At 70.3% G+C, this 16238-nt stretch carries 20 protein-coding genes and 1 tRNA gene; 17 read left to right on the top strand and 4 right to left on the bottom strand.

Features of this window, described 5'->3' with window-relative positions:
• Positions 1 to 85: 85 nt before the first annotated feature.
• From AC5L35_RS29525 to AC5L35_RS29495, 7 genes are all read left to right on the top strand, one after another.
• Positions 86 to 919 (top strand): methyltransferase domain-containing protein, encoded by an 834-nt coding sequence (locus tag AC5L35_RS29525; protein ID WP_495062992.1) that lies wholly within the window; start codon positions 86 to 88, stop codon positions 917 to 919.
• A gap of 38 nt (positions 920 to 957) precedes the next feature.
• Positions 958 to 1977: a prenyltransferase/squalene oxidase repeat-containing protein gene (locus AC5L35_RS29520; protein WP_495062991.1), complete on the top strand. Its 1020-nt coding sequence runs from the start codon at positions 958 to 960 to the stop codon at positions 1975 to 1977.
• Positions 1974 to 2600 (top strand): class I SAM-dependent methyltransferase, encoded by a 627-nt coding sequence (locus AC5L35_RS29515; RefSeq protein WP_495062990.1) that lies wholly within the window; start codon positions 1974 to 1976, stop codon positions 2598 to 2600. The genes AC5L35_RS29520 and AC5L35_RS29515 overlap by 4 nt, the downstream gene beginning before the upstream one ends.
• Before the next feature lie 59 nt (positions 2601 to 2659).
• Positions 2660 to 3388 carry a class I SAM-dependent methyltransferase gene (locus AC5L35_RS29510; RefSeq protein ID WP_495062989.1) on the top strand — a complete coding sequence of 243 codons (729 nt, stop codon included), beginning with the start codon at positions 2660 to 2662 and terminating at the stop codon, positions 3386 to 3388.
• Positions 3389 to 3644: 256 nt separating this feature from the next.
• Positions 3645 to 4358 carry a GAF and ANTAR domain-containing protein gene (locus AC5L35_RS29505; protein ID WP_495062988.1) on the top strand — a complete coding sequence of 238 codons (714 nt, stop codon included), beginning with the start codon at positions 3645 to 3647 and terminating at the stop codon, positions 4356 to 4358.
• A 34-nt stretch (positions 4359 to 4392) separates the two neighbouring features.
• Complete coding sequence (locus AC5L35_RS29500; protein WP_495062987.1) at positions 4393 to 5166, top strand: GAF and ANTAR domain-containing protein; 774 nt, start codon at positions 4393 to 4395, stop codon at positions 5164 to 5166.
• A gap of 86 nt (positions 5167 to 5252) precedes the next feature.
• On the top strand, positions 5253 to 5717 hold the full coding sequence (locus AC5L35_RS29495; RefSeq protein WP_495062986.1) for an STAS domain-containing protein: 465 nt from the start codon (positions 5253 to 5255) through the stop codon (positions 5715 to 5717).
• A 294-nt stretch (positions 5718 to 6011) separates the two neighbouring features.
• Here the strand turns inward: AC5L35_RS29495 and AC5L35_RS29490 are convergent, their stop codons facing one another.
• Positions 6012 to 6665 carry an AAA family ATPase gene (locus AC5L35_RS29490; RefSeq protein ID WP_495062985.1) on the bottom strand — a complete coding sequence of 218 codons (654 nt, stop codon included), beginning with the start codon at positions 6663 to 6665 and terminating at the stop codon, positions 6012 to 6014.
• An 826-nt stretch (positions 6666 to 7491) separates the two neighbouring features.
• Here AC5L35_RS29490 and AC5L35_RS29485 point away from each other — a divergent pair.
• Positions 7492 to 8463: a GNAT family N-acetyltransferase gene (locus tag AC5L35_RS29485; protein WP_495062984.1), complete on the top strand. Its 972-nt coding sequence runs from the start codon at positions 7492 to 7494 to the stop codon at positions 8461 to 8463.
• A gap of 142 nt (positions 8464 to 8605) precedes the next feature.
• A complete protein-coding gene (locus AC5L35_RS29480) occupies positions 8606 to 9370 on the top strand; it encodes a class I SAM-dependent methyltransferase (protein WP_495062983.1) in 765 nt (254 codons plus the stop codon).
• 174 nt (positions 9371 to 9544) lie between these two features.
• Here AC5L35_RS29480 and AC5L35_RS29475 read toward each other — a convergent pair.
• Positions 9545 to 9632, bottom strand: a tRNA-Ser gene (locus tag AC5L35_RS29475).
• Positions 9633 to 9795: 163 nt separating this feature from the next.
• Here AC5L35_RS29475 and AC5L35_RS29470 point away from each other — a divergent pair.
• From AC5L35_RS29470 to AC5L35_RS29435, 8 genes are all read left to right on the top strand, one after another.
• Entirely contained in the window at positions 9796 to 10545 is a 750-nt protein-coding gene (locus tag AC5L35_RS29470) for an IclR family transcriptional regulator (RefSeq protein WP_495062982.1), read from the top strand.
• A gap of 77 nt (positions 10546 to 10622) precedes the next feature.
• On the top strand, positions 10623 to 11024 hold the full coding sequence (locus AC5L35_RS29465) for a metal-sulfur cluster assembly factor (protein WP_495062981.1): 402 nt from the start codon (positions 10623 to 10625) through the stop codon (positions 11022 to 11024).
• Positions 11024 to 12034, top strand: a complete 1011-nt coding sequence (locus AC5L35_RS29460; RefSeq protein ID WP_495062980.1) for an amidohydrolase family protein — start codon at positions 11024 to 11026, stop codon at positions 12032 to 12034. The genes AC5L35_RS29465 and AC5L35_RS29460 overlap by 1 nt, the downstream gene beginning before the upstream one ends.
• A gap of 123 nt (positions 12035 to 12157) precedes the next feature.
• The gene (locus AC5L35_RS29455) at positions 12158 to 13018 is read left to right on the top strand and encodes an ABC transporter substrate-binding protein (protein ID WP_495062979.1); all 861 of its coding nucleotides are present in this window, start codon (positions 12158 to 12160) and stop codon (positions 13016 to 13018) included.
• Positions 13015 to 13869 (top strand): amino acid ABC transporter permease, encoded by an 855-nt coding sequence (locus tag AC5L35_RS29450; protein ID WP_495062978.1) that lies wholly within the window; start codon positions 13015 to 13017, stop codon positions 13867 to 13869. Before AC5L35_RS29455 ends, AC5L35_RS29450 begins: the two co-directional genes overlap by 4 nt.
• Positions 13866 to 14615: an amino acid ABC transporter ATP-binding protein gene (locus tag AC5L35_RS29445; protein ID WP_495062977.1), complete on the top strand. Its 750-nt coding sequence runs from the start codon at positions 13866 to 13868 to the stop codon at positions 14613 to 14615. The genes AC5L35_RS29450 and AC5L35_RS29445 overlap by 4 nt, the downstream gene beginning before the upstream one ends.
• Positions 14616 to 14644: 29 nt before the next feature.
• Positions 14645 to 14899, top strand: a complete 255-nt coding sequence (locus AC5L35_RS29440) for a type II toxin-antitoxin system Phd/YefM family antitoxin (RefSeq protein ID WP_495062976.1) — start codon at positions 14645 to 14647, stop codon at positions 14897 to 14899.
• A complete protein-coding gene (locus AC5L35_RS29435; RefSeq protein WP_495062975.1) occupies positions 14896 to 15276 on the top strand; it encodes a type II toxin-antitoxin system VapC family toxin in 381 nt (126 codons plus the stop codon). The genes AC5L35_RS29440 and AC5L35_RS29435 overlap by 4 nt, the downstream gene beginning before the upstream one ends.
• Before the next feature lie 21 nt (positions 15277 to 15297).
• Here AC5L35_RS29435 and AC5L35_RS29430 read toward each other — a convergent pair whose 3' ends face one another.
• On the bottom strand, positions 15298 to 15723 hold the full coding sequence (locus AC5L35_RS29430; RefSeq protein WP_495062974.1) for an NUDIX hydrolase: 426 nt from the start codon (positions 15721 to 15723) through the stop codon (positions 15298 to 15300).
• A 62-nt stretch (positions 15724 to 15785) separates the two neighbouring features.
• Positions 15786 to 16220, bottom strand: coding sequence for a nucleoside deaminase (locus AC5L35_RS29425; protein ID WP_495063114.1), 435 nt, complete (start codon positions 16218 to 16220; stop codon positions 15786 to 15788).
• Positions 16221 to 16238 lie beyond the last annotated feature (18 nt).

The following is a 16238-nucleotide window of genomic DNA, read 5'->3' as shown; positions in this document are numbered from 1 at the left end:
GACAGGTTCGCTGGCTTCCCGTTCTGAGCAGCGCTCAACCACTGCTTGCCAGTCCCGAGGACAGGACGGGAGCGACAATGCGGGAGTGACCGAACAGGGCTGGTCCTGGGACTCGACGCTCTACACCGGTAGCGCCCCGTTCTACCCAGCCGGCCGCGTGGCCTACCCGCCGGAGCTCGCTGATCGGCTGGCCGACGCACTTCACCTCGACGGATCCGGGCGCCTGCTCGACGTCGGCTGCGGTCCCGGCTCGCTGACACTGCTGATGGCCCGCTTCTTCGCCGAAGCCGTCGGGATCGACGCCGACCCCGAGATGGTGGCGGAGGCCGCTCGTCAGGCAGACCGGGCCGGCGTCACCAACGTCACCTGGTGCCACCTGCGCGCCGAGCAGCTACCCGCCGGCATCCCTGCCCCCACAGTCGTGACGTTCGCCCAGTCCTTCCACTGGATGGACCGCAACCGCGTAGCGGGGCTGGTGCGCCACATGCTCGCCGACGGTGGCGCGGTGGCGCACGTCAGCGCGATGACCCATGAGGGCGTGGACACCGACGACCAGCTTCCCCACCCACGTCCACCGCGCGCCGCCATCCGCACGCTGATCAGCGAGTTCCTGGGTGACGCTCGCCGGGCAGGCCGATCAGTACTCCCCAGCGGCGAGACCGCGGGTGGCGAGGAGCGGATCTATCGCGGTGCCGGCTTTCGCGGCCCCGAACGCCTGGAACTACCGGCGCGGACAGTACGGCGCACCACCGAGGAAGTCCGGGCGTCGATCTACTCGCTCTCCAGCGCCACGCCGCATCTTTTCGGAGCGGAGTTCGACGCCTTCGACGCGCGTCTCCGTGCATTGCTCGACCGGACCGCCTCCGACGGCGTGTTCAGCGAACGCCTCCGTGGCATCACCGTCGACATCTGGCGCTGATCCATCGAAAACGGAGCGACGCTGGCTAGGGTCGCTCCATGGTCACCGAGACCCTGATCGCGTGGCTCCGCGACTCCGATCCGGCATTGCGCTGGCAGGTCGAGCGCGATCTCGTGGGCGAACCACCCGAGGTGTGGGAAGCGACGCGGGCGACGATTGCGACCACCGGCTTCGGTGCGCGCCTCCTCGCGCTCCAGGACCCGGACGGGCAATGGGCGGGCGGGGCGTACTTCCCCGCAGACTTCGACTTCCAGAATCCTGAAGCGGCAGACGATGCCGGGCAGCCCTGGACGGCGACGACGTGGACGCTCACCTCGTTGCGGGAATGGGGTCTCGACTCCACGGTGCTGCGCGAGCGCCGCACAGCCCAGCTTCTCGCCGAGAACAGCCGGTGGGAGTACGACAACCTGCCGTACTGGGGTGGCGAGGTCGACTGCTGCATCAACGCCGTGACGGTCGCCAACGGCGTGTGGCTCGGCGCCGACATCACCGGCATCGTCGACTGGTTCCTCGAGCACCGACTACCTGACGGCGGCTGGAACTGCGAGTGGGTCGAGGGCTCCACACGATCGTCGTTCCACTCGACGCTCAACTCCCTCAAAGGGCTGCTCGCCTACGACGCCGCAACCGGAGGCACGGACGCCACGCGCGCCGCCCGGCGCGCCGGCGAGGAATACCTCCTGCAGCGCGGGCTCTTCCGTCGTCGCTCGACGGGCGAACCGGTGGCCCCGTGGGTCGGGCACTTCTCCTACCCGTACCGCTGGTTCTACAACGTGCTCAACGCGGCCGAGTACTTCCGCGAGGCGGCACTGCTCGACGGCGCGCCGCCGGACCCGCGCATGGCTGACGCGATCGAACTCATCCGCGCCGCCAGGCAGCCGGACGGCACCTGGCTCCAGGCCCGCAGGCACCCCGGGCGGGTGTGGTTCGAGGTCGACGTCCCGGCGGGCGAGCCGTCGAAGTGGCTGACCCTTTCCGGGACGCGGGTGCTCGACTGGTGGGACGCCCAGCCTGACGCATGGGAGAGTGCGCCGGTGCCGATCGAGGTGCCATCGTGACCGCGGAGTTCGATCGGGGCTTCTGGGAGGAACGCTGGTCGCAAGCCCTGCGCGAGCACGGGGACGCCGTCGCGAAGCGGCCGCCGAACACCCATCTGACCGAGGTGGCCGGGAACCTGAGTCCCGGTGTCGTCCTCGACGCGGGCTGTGGTCACGGCTGCGACACGCTCTGGCTCGCCGCGCGCGGGTGGCAGGTCACCGCGGTCGACTTCTCCGCCACCGCCCTGGCTCATGCCCGGTCGACAGCCGAGACCATCGGTGCGGACGTCGCCGAACGCATCGACTGGGTCGAGGGCGATCTCGCGACCTGGACCCCGCCAACTGGACGCTACGACCTCGTCGTCTGCCTGTACGTCCACGTGGCGGGGTCGGTGGAGGAGATGGTGGAACGGATGGCGGAGGGGGTCGCGCCCGGCGGCACCCTGTTCCTCGTCGGTCACCGCCCGATCGACCCGGCCACCGGAGCCGCGACTCCCGCGGCCGGTCAGGTGCAGGTCTCCGTCGACGAAGCGGTCGCTGCGCTCGACCCCGCCCGCTGGGAGTTCGTCATCGCCGAGGACCGCCGGCGCGCTGTGGCGGGAACCGGTGTCGACGCCGTCATCTGCGCGCGACGCCTCCCCTGAGGACGCTGCCGCCGGTTACTCGCTTGTCCTCCCGCAGTCGGTGCCCGGAGTCTCACGGGATGCCGGATGCGATCTTCGAAGACCAACGCCTCGTCTCCATCTACGACGTGCTCGACTCCGATCGTCAGGACCTCGACGTGTACGCGGCGATGATCGATGAGTTCGGGTCGAAGGCCGTGATCGACCTGGGCTGCGGAACCGGGCTGCTGGCTCGCCGGCTGGCCCGGTCAGGGATCGCTGTGACGGGCGTCGACCCTGCTGCCGGGTCACTGAAGTACGCCCGAGCCCAGCCCGGCGCACGTCAGGTGCGCTGGGTCCTGGGCGACGCATCGGTACTCCCGACCGCAGCCGCCGATCTCGTGGTGATGACCGGAAACGCTGCTCAGGCCATCATCGAGCCGGCCGACTGGGACACCATGCTGCGACGCACCTTTGCGGCACTGCGTCCTGGCGGCCGCTCGGTGTTCGAGACCCGAGATCCGGCCTGCCGGGCCTGGGAGCGCTGGACCCGAGCGGAATCGTGGCGCCGGGTTCAGATCGACGGGGTCGGGTCGGTCGAGACCTGGGTTGACCTGACCGGCGTGGACCTGCCGTTGGTCAGCTTCCGTCACACGTGGGTGTTCGAGTCCGACGGTGCCGTCCTCACCTCGGACAGCACGTTGCGATTCCGGAACCGCGGAGAGATCGAGCATGACCTTCAGCGCCACGGATACGCGGTCGACGAGGTGCGCGATGCCCCCGACCGGCCGGGGCTGGAGTTCGTGTTCGTCGCGCTTCGAGCCGGCTGACGGGGCACGAGCGGACGGGACGCGTCCACAGAGCCGGTCGGCGCCGGCGCCGGTAACGTGGGCCCGGACCGTCGGTGCCGATCAAGACCCCGCCGTGCCCGGCTACAGCTGTCGCGGGGCAACCTGATGACGAGACGGCGCCTGCAGATGACCCCACCCACACAGCACCTACAACGACCGCCCCGGTGCCGCACGCCCAGGTCTTCCGGGCGCAGGAATGCTCGATGTAGCCGGGCTCGGTGGGGCGGTGTCTGGCGTGGCTGAGCTGGGGCCGGTGACCCGCGCGCTGCTGGGCTCCGGGCGGGACGGAACCGACGAGCGTGGGCTGGCCGGGCTGATCTGCTCCGCGTGTGTGCAGGGCCTCGACGTCGACGGGGCGGCGATCTCGCTGCTCACCGCGAGCGTGTCCCGCGAGACGCTGTGGGCGACCGACGCGACCGCCGAACTGCTGGAGGACCTGCAGTTCACCCTGTACGAGGGCGCCTGCATGGAGGCGGCCACCACCGGCCGCCCGGTCCTGGTGCCCGATCTGCACCACGCCACCGAGACCGCGCGCTGGCCGATCTTCGCCGCCGCGGTGGCCGAACAGACCGACGTCTGCGCATTGTTCGCGTTGCCGCTGCAATGGGGTCCGGTGAACCTCGGGGTGCTCGACCTGTACCGGGTCACTCCGGGGGGGCTCAGCGATGTCCAGTGGCGCGACGCGCTCGCCTCGGCGGACACGGCAGCGTTGATGATGCTCGGGCAACGCACCGACCCGGCCGGACCGGATGGCTGGCTCGATCAAGCATTGGGTCACCGCGCCGAGATCCACCAGGCCACCGGGATGGTGGTGGCTCAGCTCCGGATCAGACCCACCGACGCTCTCGCCCGGCTACGCGCGCACGCGTTCGCCGGTCAGCGGCTGCTCATCGACGTCGCCCACGACGTGGTCGAACGGCGGCTGGTGTTCACCCCGCACATGACCTGACCAATGCCGCTACTCCAAGGAGAAGGGGGCTGTCGTGAGCCAGCCTGAGCGTGAACAGCAGATCAGCGGGGCGTTCGTCGCGCTCGCCGACACCCTGGTCGATGACTACGACATCATCGACCTCCTCAACCAGCTCGTCGAGCACAGCGTCGAGCTACTCGCCGCCGACGCCGCCGGGATCCTGCTCGGGGACGCCCGCCGCGAGCTGCGCGCCGTGGCGTCGAGCAGCGAGGACGCCGAAACCATGGAGCTGCTGGCCCTGCAAGCCGACCAGGGCCCCTGCTTGGACTGCTACGCCACCGGCGACCCGGTCAGCGTGCCCGACATCACCGATGTGGCCGAGCGGTGGCCGACCTTCGTCGCCTTCGTCGCCCGGGCCGGGGCGTTCCGGTCGGTGCACGCCCTGCCGCTGCGGCTGCGCGGGCAGGCCATCGGCGCGCTGAGCCTGTTCCACCGCACACCTGGACCGCTACCGCCCGCGGACCTGGCGCTGGGCCAGGCACTGGCCGACGTGGCCACCATCGGCATCCTGTCCGAGCGGGTGATCCGCCGCGGCGAGGTCGTCAACGAACAGCTCCAGTCCGCCCTGACCAGCCGGGTGATCATCGAGCAGGCCAAGGGCGTGATCGCACACCAGCTGGGCCTGAGCATGGACGCCGCGTTCGACCGGCTCCGCCGCCACGCCCGCAGCAACAACCTTCGCCTGAGCGAAGTTGCCCGCCAGGTCGCGAACCTGCAACTCGACGCGGCCCAGATCACTGTGCCGAACCCGGCCGCCACTGCCGGGCAGAATCACCACGAAGATTGACTTGTCCTACCCGGCACGTAGCCTTAACCGTGTTGCCCCAGCCCCCGGCGACAGCTTCGTCTGTCAGCCCAGAAGGGGGCGCGTCCGTGTCGACCGGCATCCGTTCCAACCCCACCGTGGACCACACGGACGATCGTTCCCCCGCGTCGCGGGCCTATCCAGGCGGTCCCTCCGGGACGTGCTGGTGCGACATCGAGACCGAGACCGGGCCGGCCGGGCCGATCGTGGTTCTGCGTGTGTTCGGGGAGATCGACATGCTCACCCGGCCCCTGGTGCGGACCGCGCTGAGCACCGCAACCGACCAGGCGCACGGCGACCTGGTGCTGGATCTGGCCGGGGTGAGCTTCTGCTGCGTGCGCGGGTTCGAACTGCTCGTCGACACCGCACACTCCGCCCGAGCGGCGGGGATCCACTTCGCGCTGTCGGGCCTGAGCGTCCATCTCGACCGGGTCATCACGATGCTCTGGCCCGACGAACCTGCCGTCCGCTACCGCAGCGTCGCCGCCGCGGTGACCGCCATCCGCATCAACCACACCCACCGGCTCACCTGACCCGGCCACTCCGGACGCCAAGGCCGCCGACGGCCGTGTAGCGCGGCGACTGCAGCCAGAAATGCACCGAACGACGAACGCCGGGCTCTCCCTCGACGGGAGGCCCGACGTTTCGCCTGGTGAGCTGGCGGTAGCGGTAGGATTTGAACCCACCGAGGCTTGCACCTCACACGCTTTTGAGATCTGCGGACGGGAGTCCGTGGCGAGTCGTATCCGTTCCTACCTGCCACATCGCCGCGCCGACCGCGCCAGCCGGGCCCAGCCAAACGGCGCCGAATGAGACTATGACTGAGACTATCGAAGATCATCGGCGGTAAGCTCGTCCACCCGGCAGGTTCCGAGGCCGACAGATTCCCGGAGCGCTGTCGTTGCTCGAGAGGGCTCTCTGGCCTGATCCAGGTCGGCGAGCACGACGGTTACGGCGTCGTAGGTCTGTTCAGGATCGCGTCCGTCCGTGTACACGACCGCGCAGCCCGGCCGGCCGCGGAGGAACTCAGTGAGTTGGTCGTGGATTCGACTCAACAGTGTCGGACCGCCGCTGCGCGCGACGATCTCGTCGATATGACGGTGACGGGCTGGGTCGCCGCTCGCCGCCCGGCACGCGAAACGGTCGAGGGCCTGCTGCTTCTCAGCCAACAGGACGACCTCGCGATACTCAGCGCCGCTCCGGTGGACGGCGGTCTCGAAGCCCTCGATCTCGTCTGGCGCGGTCACCAGCTGAGGCATCACGACATCGTGGCCGGTCCGCAGGTGGGTCTCAACCATGCTGATCGCGAGGAGCCGGGCCGGCTTCAGGGTCTCCCAGAAGTTGTCCTTCCAGCCACCGATGAGGCTGACCACCCTATCGGTGTCGAGGTTGAGCACACCCGGATGCCGATCGGCATACATCTGGGCGACAGTCGACTTCCCGACGCCAGGCGGACCATTTAGATGGATCAGTCTAGCCATCGGCGCAATGTACGTTCTCGCCCCTCGAGCCCGAGCCTGAGGTGATCTCCTCGCGGCGCGGGTTCATCCCTGCCAGGGTCGAGGGTCGGGGTGCAAGGCATGCGATCCCGCCTTTGGCGGAGCCCGCTTGATACCTAGTCGAGTGCACGGCACCATCGGTGCATGCTGGCATCCCGAAAGGACAGTGGGTCGTAAGCACCCGCCCCGACAACAGGAACCCTTCATCCTTCCGTCGCGCATTCGCGGCTTGCCGCGTTCGACGTCGTGGGCGCTCGATCGGCTCCGGCGTCCGGAGATCAGCTCACATGGCGTTGCAGGCGCACTGATTTTGTGGCGGCGATACTCCCAGATTCCACGGGGGCCTCGGCGCTGGCAGAAGGACCCGGTCGCCGAGGACGTGGGCATCTATGCGCGGACGACCTTGGAGGCTGCGATGTTCGCGCTCGGGCCACGGCGGGCTGAGCCGCTGCGGAGGGTGGTAGATCGGCTGGACCGTGCGTTCCTGGCCGCGACGGTGCCGGACCCGTCGGTGGACGCGAGGCGCTACTGGTGGCAACGGCGGGATTGGTTCTGATCGCCGAATCGGCTTCTGAGATGTGCGCGGTCGTGGCGGCGAACGAGACTAGGAAGGTCAGCCTCCACCTGGACGACCGGTCCGCTCGTCCGCGGTCGACCTGCCTCCACCCCTCGGCCCGGTAGCCCTCGGGCGCGCCGTGAGGAGATCACCACCTCCGCCGCACTCCTCCGATCTTTGAGCCGTGCCGGGTGCGGGCGGAGCCCGTCGCTGTTCTTCGGATCGACACTCGCCCGGGTGGTCTCTAGCCTGATGAGGTACCGCACCGGTGGCGGCTTCCTTGCACTCGTGGTGAAAAGGAGAGCCGTGGTGTCCATTGGAGAGGTAAGACCGTTCCGTCGCGCCGACCGCGACCAGCTGACCGCGCTGGTGAACGCGCACGTCCAGGCGGTCATCCCGGGGATGTCGGTCTCAGTAAATGCTGTGCTGAGCCAGCTGGAACGCGATCCGGGGGAGTTCATCGTCGACCCATGGGTGAGCGAGCGTGTCACCCTCGTCGTGGAGCAACGAGGACGCGTGTCTGCTGCGACCCACCTGGTTCGGTACGGCACGGGGACGGATGTGGGCCCGGCCTTGCGTGGGACCGGTGAGATCCGTTGGTTGATCTACTGGCCGGATGCTCCGTTCTGGCCTGATTCCTCGGCTGCTGGCGCGGCGGTGGCTCATGCCGCTGTTGCTGTCCTGCGTCGATGGCAGGTAGCCAAGATCACCGCCGACGGAACGCTGCCGGCGCCCGGTGTCTACGGCCTGCCTGAGCAGTGGCCGCATGTCCATGAGGTCCTTGAACGGGTCGGGTTCGTGCGAGGGGACCGGACGGAGGTCGTCCTGCTGGCCGACGTCGCGTCTCTCCCCCGCTCCTCGGGGCACACCGTGGGCCACGACCTGGTGCGCACGTTGGGTGTGTCCGGTACGCGGTTCACGGCTCGGCGGGACGGGGTCGAAGTCGGGTTCATCGAGATCAACACCGGGATCAGCGGTGCCGGTCGCGTGTCGAGCCATGAAGGCTGGGCCGATGTCGGGGACCTGCACGTCGATGAGGCGCACCGCCGCCGCGGTGTCGCTACGTGCCTGGTCGCTCGGGCCGCTGACTGGCTCCGTCTGGCCCGGGTCGATCGGCTGCTCGACTACGCGGCGCCGCAGGAAGTGGCGCGGTTGGCGTTCCTTGAACGGCTGGGGTTCAGCCGTCTGACTGAGACGGCCCGGGAGTGGCAGCTCGACATCTGATCTGGGTCAAGGCTCCCCTTCGCGCCGCCGGAGGCGGCGCCCTGAAAGCCCATACGTCCGTGCTGTGGAGTCCATCGACGGGGGCACCACCGCGCAACGATCCGGATCCGTCACGAGAAGTGGCCGAGCGCGGGCTGCCACGATGAGCCGCGTGACCACGGATTCAAAAGATCATGCACGTATCACTGAGCCGGCCGGTGGAGGCGCTTACGACCCCATCGCCGAGGGGTACGCGGCCGAGAACGAGGTCAGCCTCCTGAACGCCCACTACGAGCGGCCCGCGGTCCTGGAGCTCGCCGGCGACGTGACCGGGCGGCGGATCCTCGACGCCGGGTGCGGCGCGGGACCCCTGTCCGCCGCACTGCGCGACCGCGGTGCCCTCGTCACCGGCATCGACGCGAGCGCGGGCATGCTGGAGGTGGCTCGGCGGCGACTAGGCCCCGACGCCGACCTGCGGGTCGCCGACCTGGCCGAGCCGCTGCCCTTCGCCGACGCCGCATTCGACGACGTCGTCGCGTCCCTGGTGCTGCACTACCTGCGCGACTGGGGACCGACCCTGGCCGAGCTGCACCGCGTGCTGGTCCCCGGCGGGCGGCTCATCGCCTCGGTCGAACACCCGTTCGCCCTCGCTCTTCTTAGGCGCCTGGCGGGAGAGAAGGCGAACTACTTCGGGGTCACCGAGCGCACCGAGGAGTGGACGAAGGGCGGGGGCACCAGCCGGCTGACCTTCTGGGACCGGCCGCTGCACGCGATGACCGACGCCTTCACCGCGGCCGGCTTCCGGATCGAGGTCATCAGCGAGCCGCCGGCCGTGCCCGGGGCCCCGGAGATGTTCCCGGAGGACTTCGCCACGCTGTCCGACACCCGCTTCCTGGCCTTCCTGTTCTTCGTCCTCAAGGCCGAGTGATTGCGATGGTCTTGGTGAGTTCGTGGGCGTCGGCGAACTGCTGAGCACTCCGCCCGCGCCTCCACCAGATGCTCTCGCGCCCAGCAGCGGGGTCGCGACTGCAACCAGAACTGCAACCAGACGACGAACGCCGGGCGCTCCCTCAACGGAAGGCCCGGCGTTCGCCCTGTTCAGTGGCGGTAGCGGTGGGATTTGAACCCACGGAGGCTTGCACCTCACACGCTTTCGAGGCGTGCTCCTTCGGCCGCTCGGACACGCTACCGCCGATGAGCTTACAAGGTCCCGTCCGCGCGCTCCGCACGGTCCTCACAGACCCCGGGAACCCTGCGAGGACCAGGGCGAGCGCGCGAAGTGGCGGGGGCCGTTCCCAAGTCGGCGCGGTTCTGCCACGCTCCGAACGGGACTTCCCGCGAAGGAGCGGTGACGTGGGCGAGCAGAGCGGTCCGACCCTCATCCAGTCGGTTCAGCGTGCGCTGCGGTTGCTCGAGGTCGTCGCCGAGCGGGAGGGGCGGGCGCCCGCCAAGGAGCTCGCCCGGGCCACGGGGCTGCCCCTCCCGACCGCGTATCACCTGCTGCGCACCCTGACCCACGAGGGCTATCTGCAGCGCCTCGATGACGGGTCCTACGTGCTCGGCCACCGGATCGACGTCGTCCGCAGCCACGGGACGGCCGCGCGTGGGGTGGCGCGTGCCCGTCCGGCGCTGGAGTGGCTGCGCGACGAACTGTGCAGCGCCGTGTACCTCGCACGGCACGTCGACGGGGAGATCGTGATCGTCGAGATCATCGACAGCGCGCGGGCCCCGCGGATCGACCTCTGGGTCGGCATCCACCACGCGGCCCACGCCACGGCGTTGGGGAAGTCGATCCTCGCCCAGCTTCCCGCCCCGGACCGGGAGGACTACCTCGCCCGGCACCCGCTGCACGACCTCACCCCGCACACGGTGGTCGACCGCCGCAGGCTCGGCGACCGCCTGCCGGCTCCGGGCGCCCTCGCCGTCGACGACGAGGAGTACGCGGTGGGCGTCTGCTGCCTCGCCGTGCCCGTGACCACGAGAGACGGTGCCGGCTCGCTCGGGTTCGTCGCCTCGCCCACAGCTCTGCGACGCCGGGCCGCGCTCCGGCAGACATTGAGCGCGGGCGCGTCGCGGGTCTCCCGGGCGCTCACCCTCGAGTGAGGCTGCCCTGACCGGGCGGCCCACCATCTGAAATCACCGCTCTTCCGCCACTGAGACCGGCGTCACACGATCATCGTATGGATCCACACGCCGCGCCCCCGGCCGTTCCCGAGTGGGCCACCGCCGCCCTGTCGGACGTGTACGACCCGTGCTGCCGGGAGAAGGGCATCTCGGTGGTCGACATGGGCCTGCTCCGGTCGGTGGCGCTCCACGACGGCCACGCCCGGGTCGAGCTGCTCCTGACCTCGGGGTGGTGCCCGTTCGCCTCGCGCGTGCTCACCGAGGTGGAGGAGGCGATCGCGGCGCAGCCCGGGGTGGACAGCGCCGAGGTCGAGATCGTCTGGGACGAAGCCTGGACCACGGACCGGCTCGCCGAGTCGGCCGTGCGCAAGCTCCGCTTCCTGCCCGCCCCCACTGCCGTGCCCGACCGTGACGCCTACGTCGCGGCGCACCGTTCCCAGGTCGAGGAGGCCAGCTGATGATCGGCGACGCATTCGTGTTCGACGGGGTGGCGCACCCGTTCAACTTCGACCCCAAGAACGCCTACGGCAAGCCCGCCGAGATGTTCTCCAACCACCTCTACGCCTTCCACGCCACCCTCACCCCTGACGACGCGACGAAGCTGCCGCCGGAGGAGTTCCTCAAGGACTGGAGCCCGGCGGACGTCCGGGAGATGGTCTACGAGCAGTCCGACACCGACATGCTCGTGGCGATGCCGCTGCCGCTCACCGACCTCTACCGTGACGGGCTCTCCCCCTGGGAGGAGTGCACCGAACTCGCCGCGCGCGACCCCGACCGCACCGTCTTCTGGGGGTCGGTGAACCCCCTCGAAGGCCGGCGGGCGGTCGATCTCATGGAGCGTCAGGTCGGCGAGTTCGGGGCGAAGGCGTTCAAGTTCTACAACGTCCGCTACGACTTCGGGGCGCCGATCCCCTGGCGGATGGACGACCCGAAGGTAGCGTTCCCGATCTTCGAGAAGGCCCAGGAACTGGGCGTCAACCTCATCGGCGTGCACAAGGGCGTGCCGCTGGGCCCGCAGCCGATCGAACACACCCAGACCTGGGACATGGACGGTGCCGCCGCCAACTTCCCGGACATCAACTTCGTGATCTACCACGTCGGACTGCCGTTCATCGACGAGACGTGCTGGCAGCTCATCCGCTACCCGAACCTCTACGCGTCGATCGCCGCGACGATCAACTTCGTGCGGCGGTCGCCACGGATGTTCGCCGAGATCATGGGCAAACTGCTGTTCTGGTGCGGCGAGGACAAGATCGTGTACGGGTCCGAGGCCCCGCTGTTCCACCCGCAGTGGGCGCTGAAGGCGTTCATGGACTTCCAGATCCCGCAGGACCTCTGCGACGGCTACGGCTACCCGCAGCTCACCGACCAGGCCAAGCGGAAGATTCTCGGGGAGAACCTGCTGCGGCTGCACGGCCTCGACGTCGAGGAGACGGTCAAGCGGCTGGGCCGGCCCCAGACGCACTGACCTCCCCCGGCGGCGCCGGGCCCGGGCGCGGAGCGGGGTGCGCGCCCGGGTCCGGGTCCGCGCCACGTGCGCCGCCGGGTGGGGATGATCGACGCCCCGCGTCCCGCACGACAGAATCTCCTGGTGCCCTCCCCGCTTCCCCTCCGGCGCCTGCTCGTGGCGGCCACTGCCGTCCTCGCCGTCGCAGGCTGCGCCCCAGCCGACACGAACAGCGCACCGGCCACAGCCGCCACCTGCACGCCAGGAGCGCTCCCGACCCGTTCCGACGGGATCCTCACCGTGGGAACGGACCAGCCGGTCTACCCACCGTGGTACGTCGACGACGACCCGACGTCGGGCAACGGGTTCGAGAGCGCTGTCGCCTACGCGATCGCCGGCGAGCTGGGGTACCCCCGCGACAAGGTGACCTGGACGCGAGTGCCGTTCAACGCGGCCGTGCAGCCGGGGCCCAAGGCGTTCGACCTGAACCTCACCGAGTTCTCGATCACCGCCGAACGGCGCCAGGCGGTCGACTTCTCGGCGCCCTACTACGACGTCAAGCAGGCGGTGGTCGCCCTCGCGTCGAGCCCGTTCGCCGGCGCGACCACCATCGCCGCGCTCAAGGACGCGCGGTTGGGTGCGCAGGTCGGCACCACCAGCTACGAGGCGATCGCCGACCAGATCAAGCCCTCCGCGCAGCCCGCCGTCTTCAACACCAACGACGACGCGAAGCTCGCGCTCACCAACGGGCAGGTGGACGCGATCGTCGTGGACCTGCCCACGGCCTTCTTCATCACCTCGGCGGAGCTGGAGGGAAGCAAGATCGTCGGGCAGCTGCCGGCCGGGTCGGGCACCCCCGAGCAGTTCGGCGCGGTGCTGGACAAGGGCAGCCCGCTCACCGGGTGCGTCTCCGCCGCCGTGGAGCGGTTGCGGTCCGCCGGGACCCTCACCGCGCTGGAGCAGCAGTGGCTCGCCTCGGCGGGGTCGGCGCCGACGCTGACATGAGGGGGACGCCCGTCGCGGCGGAGCTGAGCCCGCTCGCCCGGGACCGGCTGGCCTACCGGCGCTCCCGGGCGCGACGCTCCACGCTGGTCGCGTTCGCGTCCACCGTCGTGTTCGCCGGGGCGGTCGGCTTCGGGGTGGTCAGCTCGCCGGGCTGGCCACGGGTCCGCGACACCTTCTTCGACATCGACGTGGCCTGGTCGTCGCTGCCCCCGGTGCTCGCGGGGCTCTGGCTCAACGTCCGGGTACTCGTGGTCGCCGAGATCGGGATCCTCGTGCTGGGGCTGCTGATCGCCGTGCTGCGGACGTTGCGCGGGCCGGTGTTCCTCCCGGTGCGCGCGCTGGCCACCGGTTACGTCGACCTGTTCCGCGGGCTGCCGCTGCTCATCGCGCTGTACCTGATCGGTTTCGGGGTGCCGGCGCTGCGGCTGGGGGGCGTGCCGACCGACACCGCCGTGCTGGGCACGATCACGTTGATCCTCGTGTACTCCGCGTACGTGGCCGAGGTGTTCCGCGCCGGCATCGAGTCCGTGCACCCGTCCCAACGGGCCGCGGCCCGCTCGCTGGGGCTGAGCCACCGCCAGTCGATGCGGCTGGTCGTGCTGCCGCAGGCGGTACGCCGGGTGCTGCCGCCGCTGCTCAACGACTTCGTCGCGCTGCAGAAGGACGTCGGCCTGATCTCGGTGCTCGGCGCCGTCGACGCGATCCGGGCGGCGCAGATCGAGGCGGCTCGCACGTTCAACTTCACGCCGTACGTGGTGGCGGCGCTGCTGTTCGTGCTGCTCGCGATCCCGACCGGCCGGGTGGCCGACGCCGTGGCGGCCAGGGCGGCGCGCCGGCAGGGTGCCTCGTGAACCCCGTGCTCGAGGTGCGCGGGCTGGTCCGGCGCTACGGCCCGGCGACCGTGCTCGACGGCGTCGACCTGACCGTCGAGGAGCACCGGGTGGTCACGCTGATCGGGTCGTCGGGATCCGGCAAGTCGACGCTGCTGCGGTGTGTGGACCTCCTGGAGGAGATCGACGACGGGCAGGTTTTCCTCGACGGCGTCGACGTCTCCGACCCCCGTGCCGACGTCGCCGCAGCGCAGCGCCGGATGGCGATCGTGTTCCAGGCGTTCAACCTCTTCCCGCACATGACCGCGCTGCAGAACGTGTCGCTGGCTCCGCGGGTGGTGCACCGCGTGCCGGCCGCGGAGGCGGACGAGCGGGCGCACGAACTGCTGCGCAGGGTCGGGCTGGAGCGGTTCGCCGGCGCCTACCCCGACCGCCTCTCCGGCGGCCAGCAGCAGCGGGTGGCGATCGCCCGCGCGCTGGCGGTACAGCCGCGGCTGCTGCTCCTCGACGAGATCACCTCCGCCCTGGACCCCGAGCTGGTCGGCGAGGTGCTCGCGATCGTCCGGGAGCTGGCAGACGGCGGGATCACCATCCTCATGGCGACCCACGAGATGGGGTTCGCCAAGCAGGTGTCGGACCGGGTGTGCTTCCTCGACGGCGGGCGCGTGCTGGAGTCCGGGCCCCCGGGGCAGGTGCTGGGCGACCCGGTGCACGACCGGACCCGCCAGTTCCTGGCGCGTGTGATCGCGGCGGGCCGGCTGGCCTAGTTGCTACGGTTGCTACGGAGGTGAGCGTCGTGGCCAGGACGATCCCGCACCGCGAACTACGCAACAACAGCAGCGCCGTGCTGCGCGACGTACAGGCAGGCGAGACGATCGCGGTGACGAACAATGGCGAGGTCGTCGCGATGCTCGTCCCACCCCCGCGTCGTCCCGGTGCCGTCCTGCCGATCCGGCGGGCGAGCGTGAAGGGGGGCTTCGCCGACCTCCCGCGGACCCGGCTCGATCACTCACTCCAGGACGATCTCGACGAGCTCCGCGGGGACCGTTGATCGTCTACGTCGAGACGTCCGCGGCAGCGAAGCTGCTGGTCGAGGAGGAGGCGTCGGCGCGCCTCGCCGAGCACCTCGATGCGCTCCCCGAGGCCCCGGTCTCGTGTCTCGTACTGGAGACGGAGCTGCGCCGCCTCGCCGTGCTCGTCGAGCTCCCGCAGACCGCCGTCACTGCCCTGCTCGAGCGGTTCGACCTCCTCGAGACCGATCGATCGCTGTACCGGGAAGCCGGCCTGCTACCCGGTCGCAACCTGCGCAGCCTCGACGCGTTGCACGTCGCCGCGGCCCTCCGGCTGAACGCCGACGTCATGCTGTCATACGACCGCAGGCAGATCGCGGCGGCGGAAGCGGTCGGGCTGCGGACGACGACCGTATAGCGGTCAGGACCGGAGTGGCGGTCAGGCGAGGCCGGCTGCGGCGAGCCCGATGTCGACCAGCCCGATGTGCGGCCGGTCGGAGAGGTCGGCCAGTGGCACCCACTCCGCGCGGTCGGTGCTGCCGCCGACCTCGTCGCGCAGGGAGCCGCCCACCACTTCGGCCGTGTAGACGATGTGGAGCGCGTGCATGTCGATCGGGCTGCCGTCGCTGGCGCGGTCCCAGCGCGACGAGTCGACCCCGATCACCCTGCCGAGCTCGACGTGCAGGCCGGTCTCCTCCTCGACCTCGCGCACGACCGCGTCCTCGGGTCTCTCGCCGTGGTCCAGGCCGCCGCCCGGCAGTGTCCAGCGCCCACCGCGGCTGAACCGGACCAGGAGCAGCGCGCCGTCCCGGACACACACCGCATATGCCCCGACGCGGGTCTTCTGCACCACCGCCTGCTCCATTCGCGCAGGCTAGCGCGGCAGCCGGAAACGTCCACCGCATGTCGTCACGACACTGCACGGGCTCAGCGGAAGCCCCCGAAGAACGACTCCAGAAGCTCGGCACACTCCCGCTCCAGCACTCCGCCGACCACCTCCGGTCGATGGTTGAGCCTGCGGTCCCGTAGGACGTCCCACAGCGAGCCCGCCGCGCCCGTCTTCGGTTCCCACGCCCCGAACACCACGCGCGCCACCCGGGCCAGCCCGATCGCGCCTGCGCACATCGTGCAGGGCTCCACCGTGACCGCGAGGGTGCAGCCCTCCAGGCGCCACTCCCCGCGCACCGCCGCAGCCGCCCGCAGCGCCAGCAGCTCCGCGTGCGCCGTGGGGTCGCCCATGGCCTCGCGGCCGTTGCACGCCGCGGCGAGCTCACGCCCATCAGCGTCGACGACCACCGCGCCGATCGGCACGTCACCAGTGCGCGGTGCGGCAGTGGCGAGCTCGATGGCCCGCTTCACCAGCGCCTCGTCCGAAGCGGA

The sequence above is a fragment of the Pseudonocardia sp. OZ21 genome, assembly GCF_059359135.1.
This window is presented reverse-complemented; position numbering and strand designations above follow the sequence as displayed.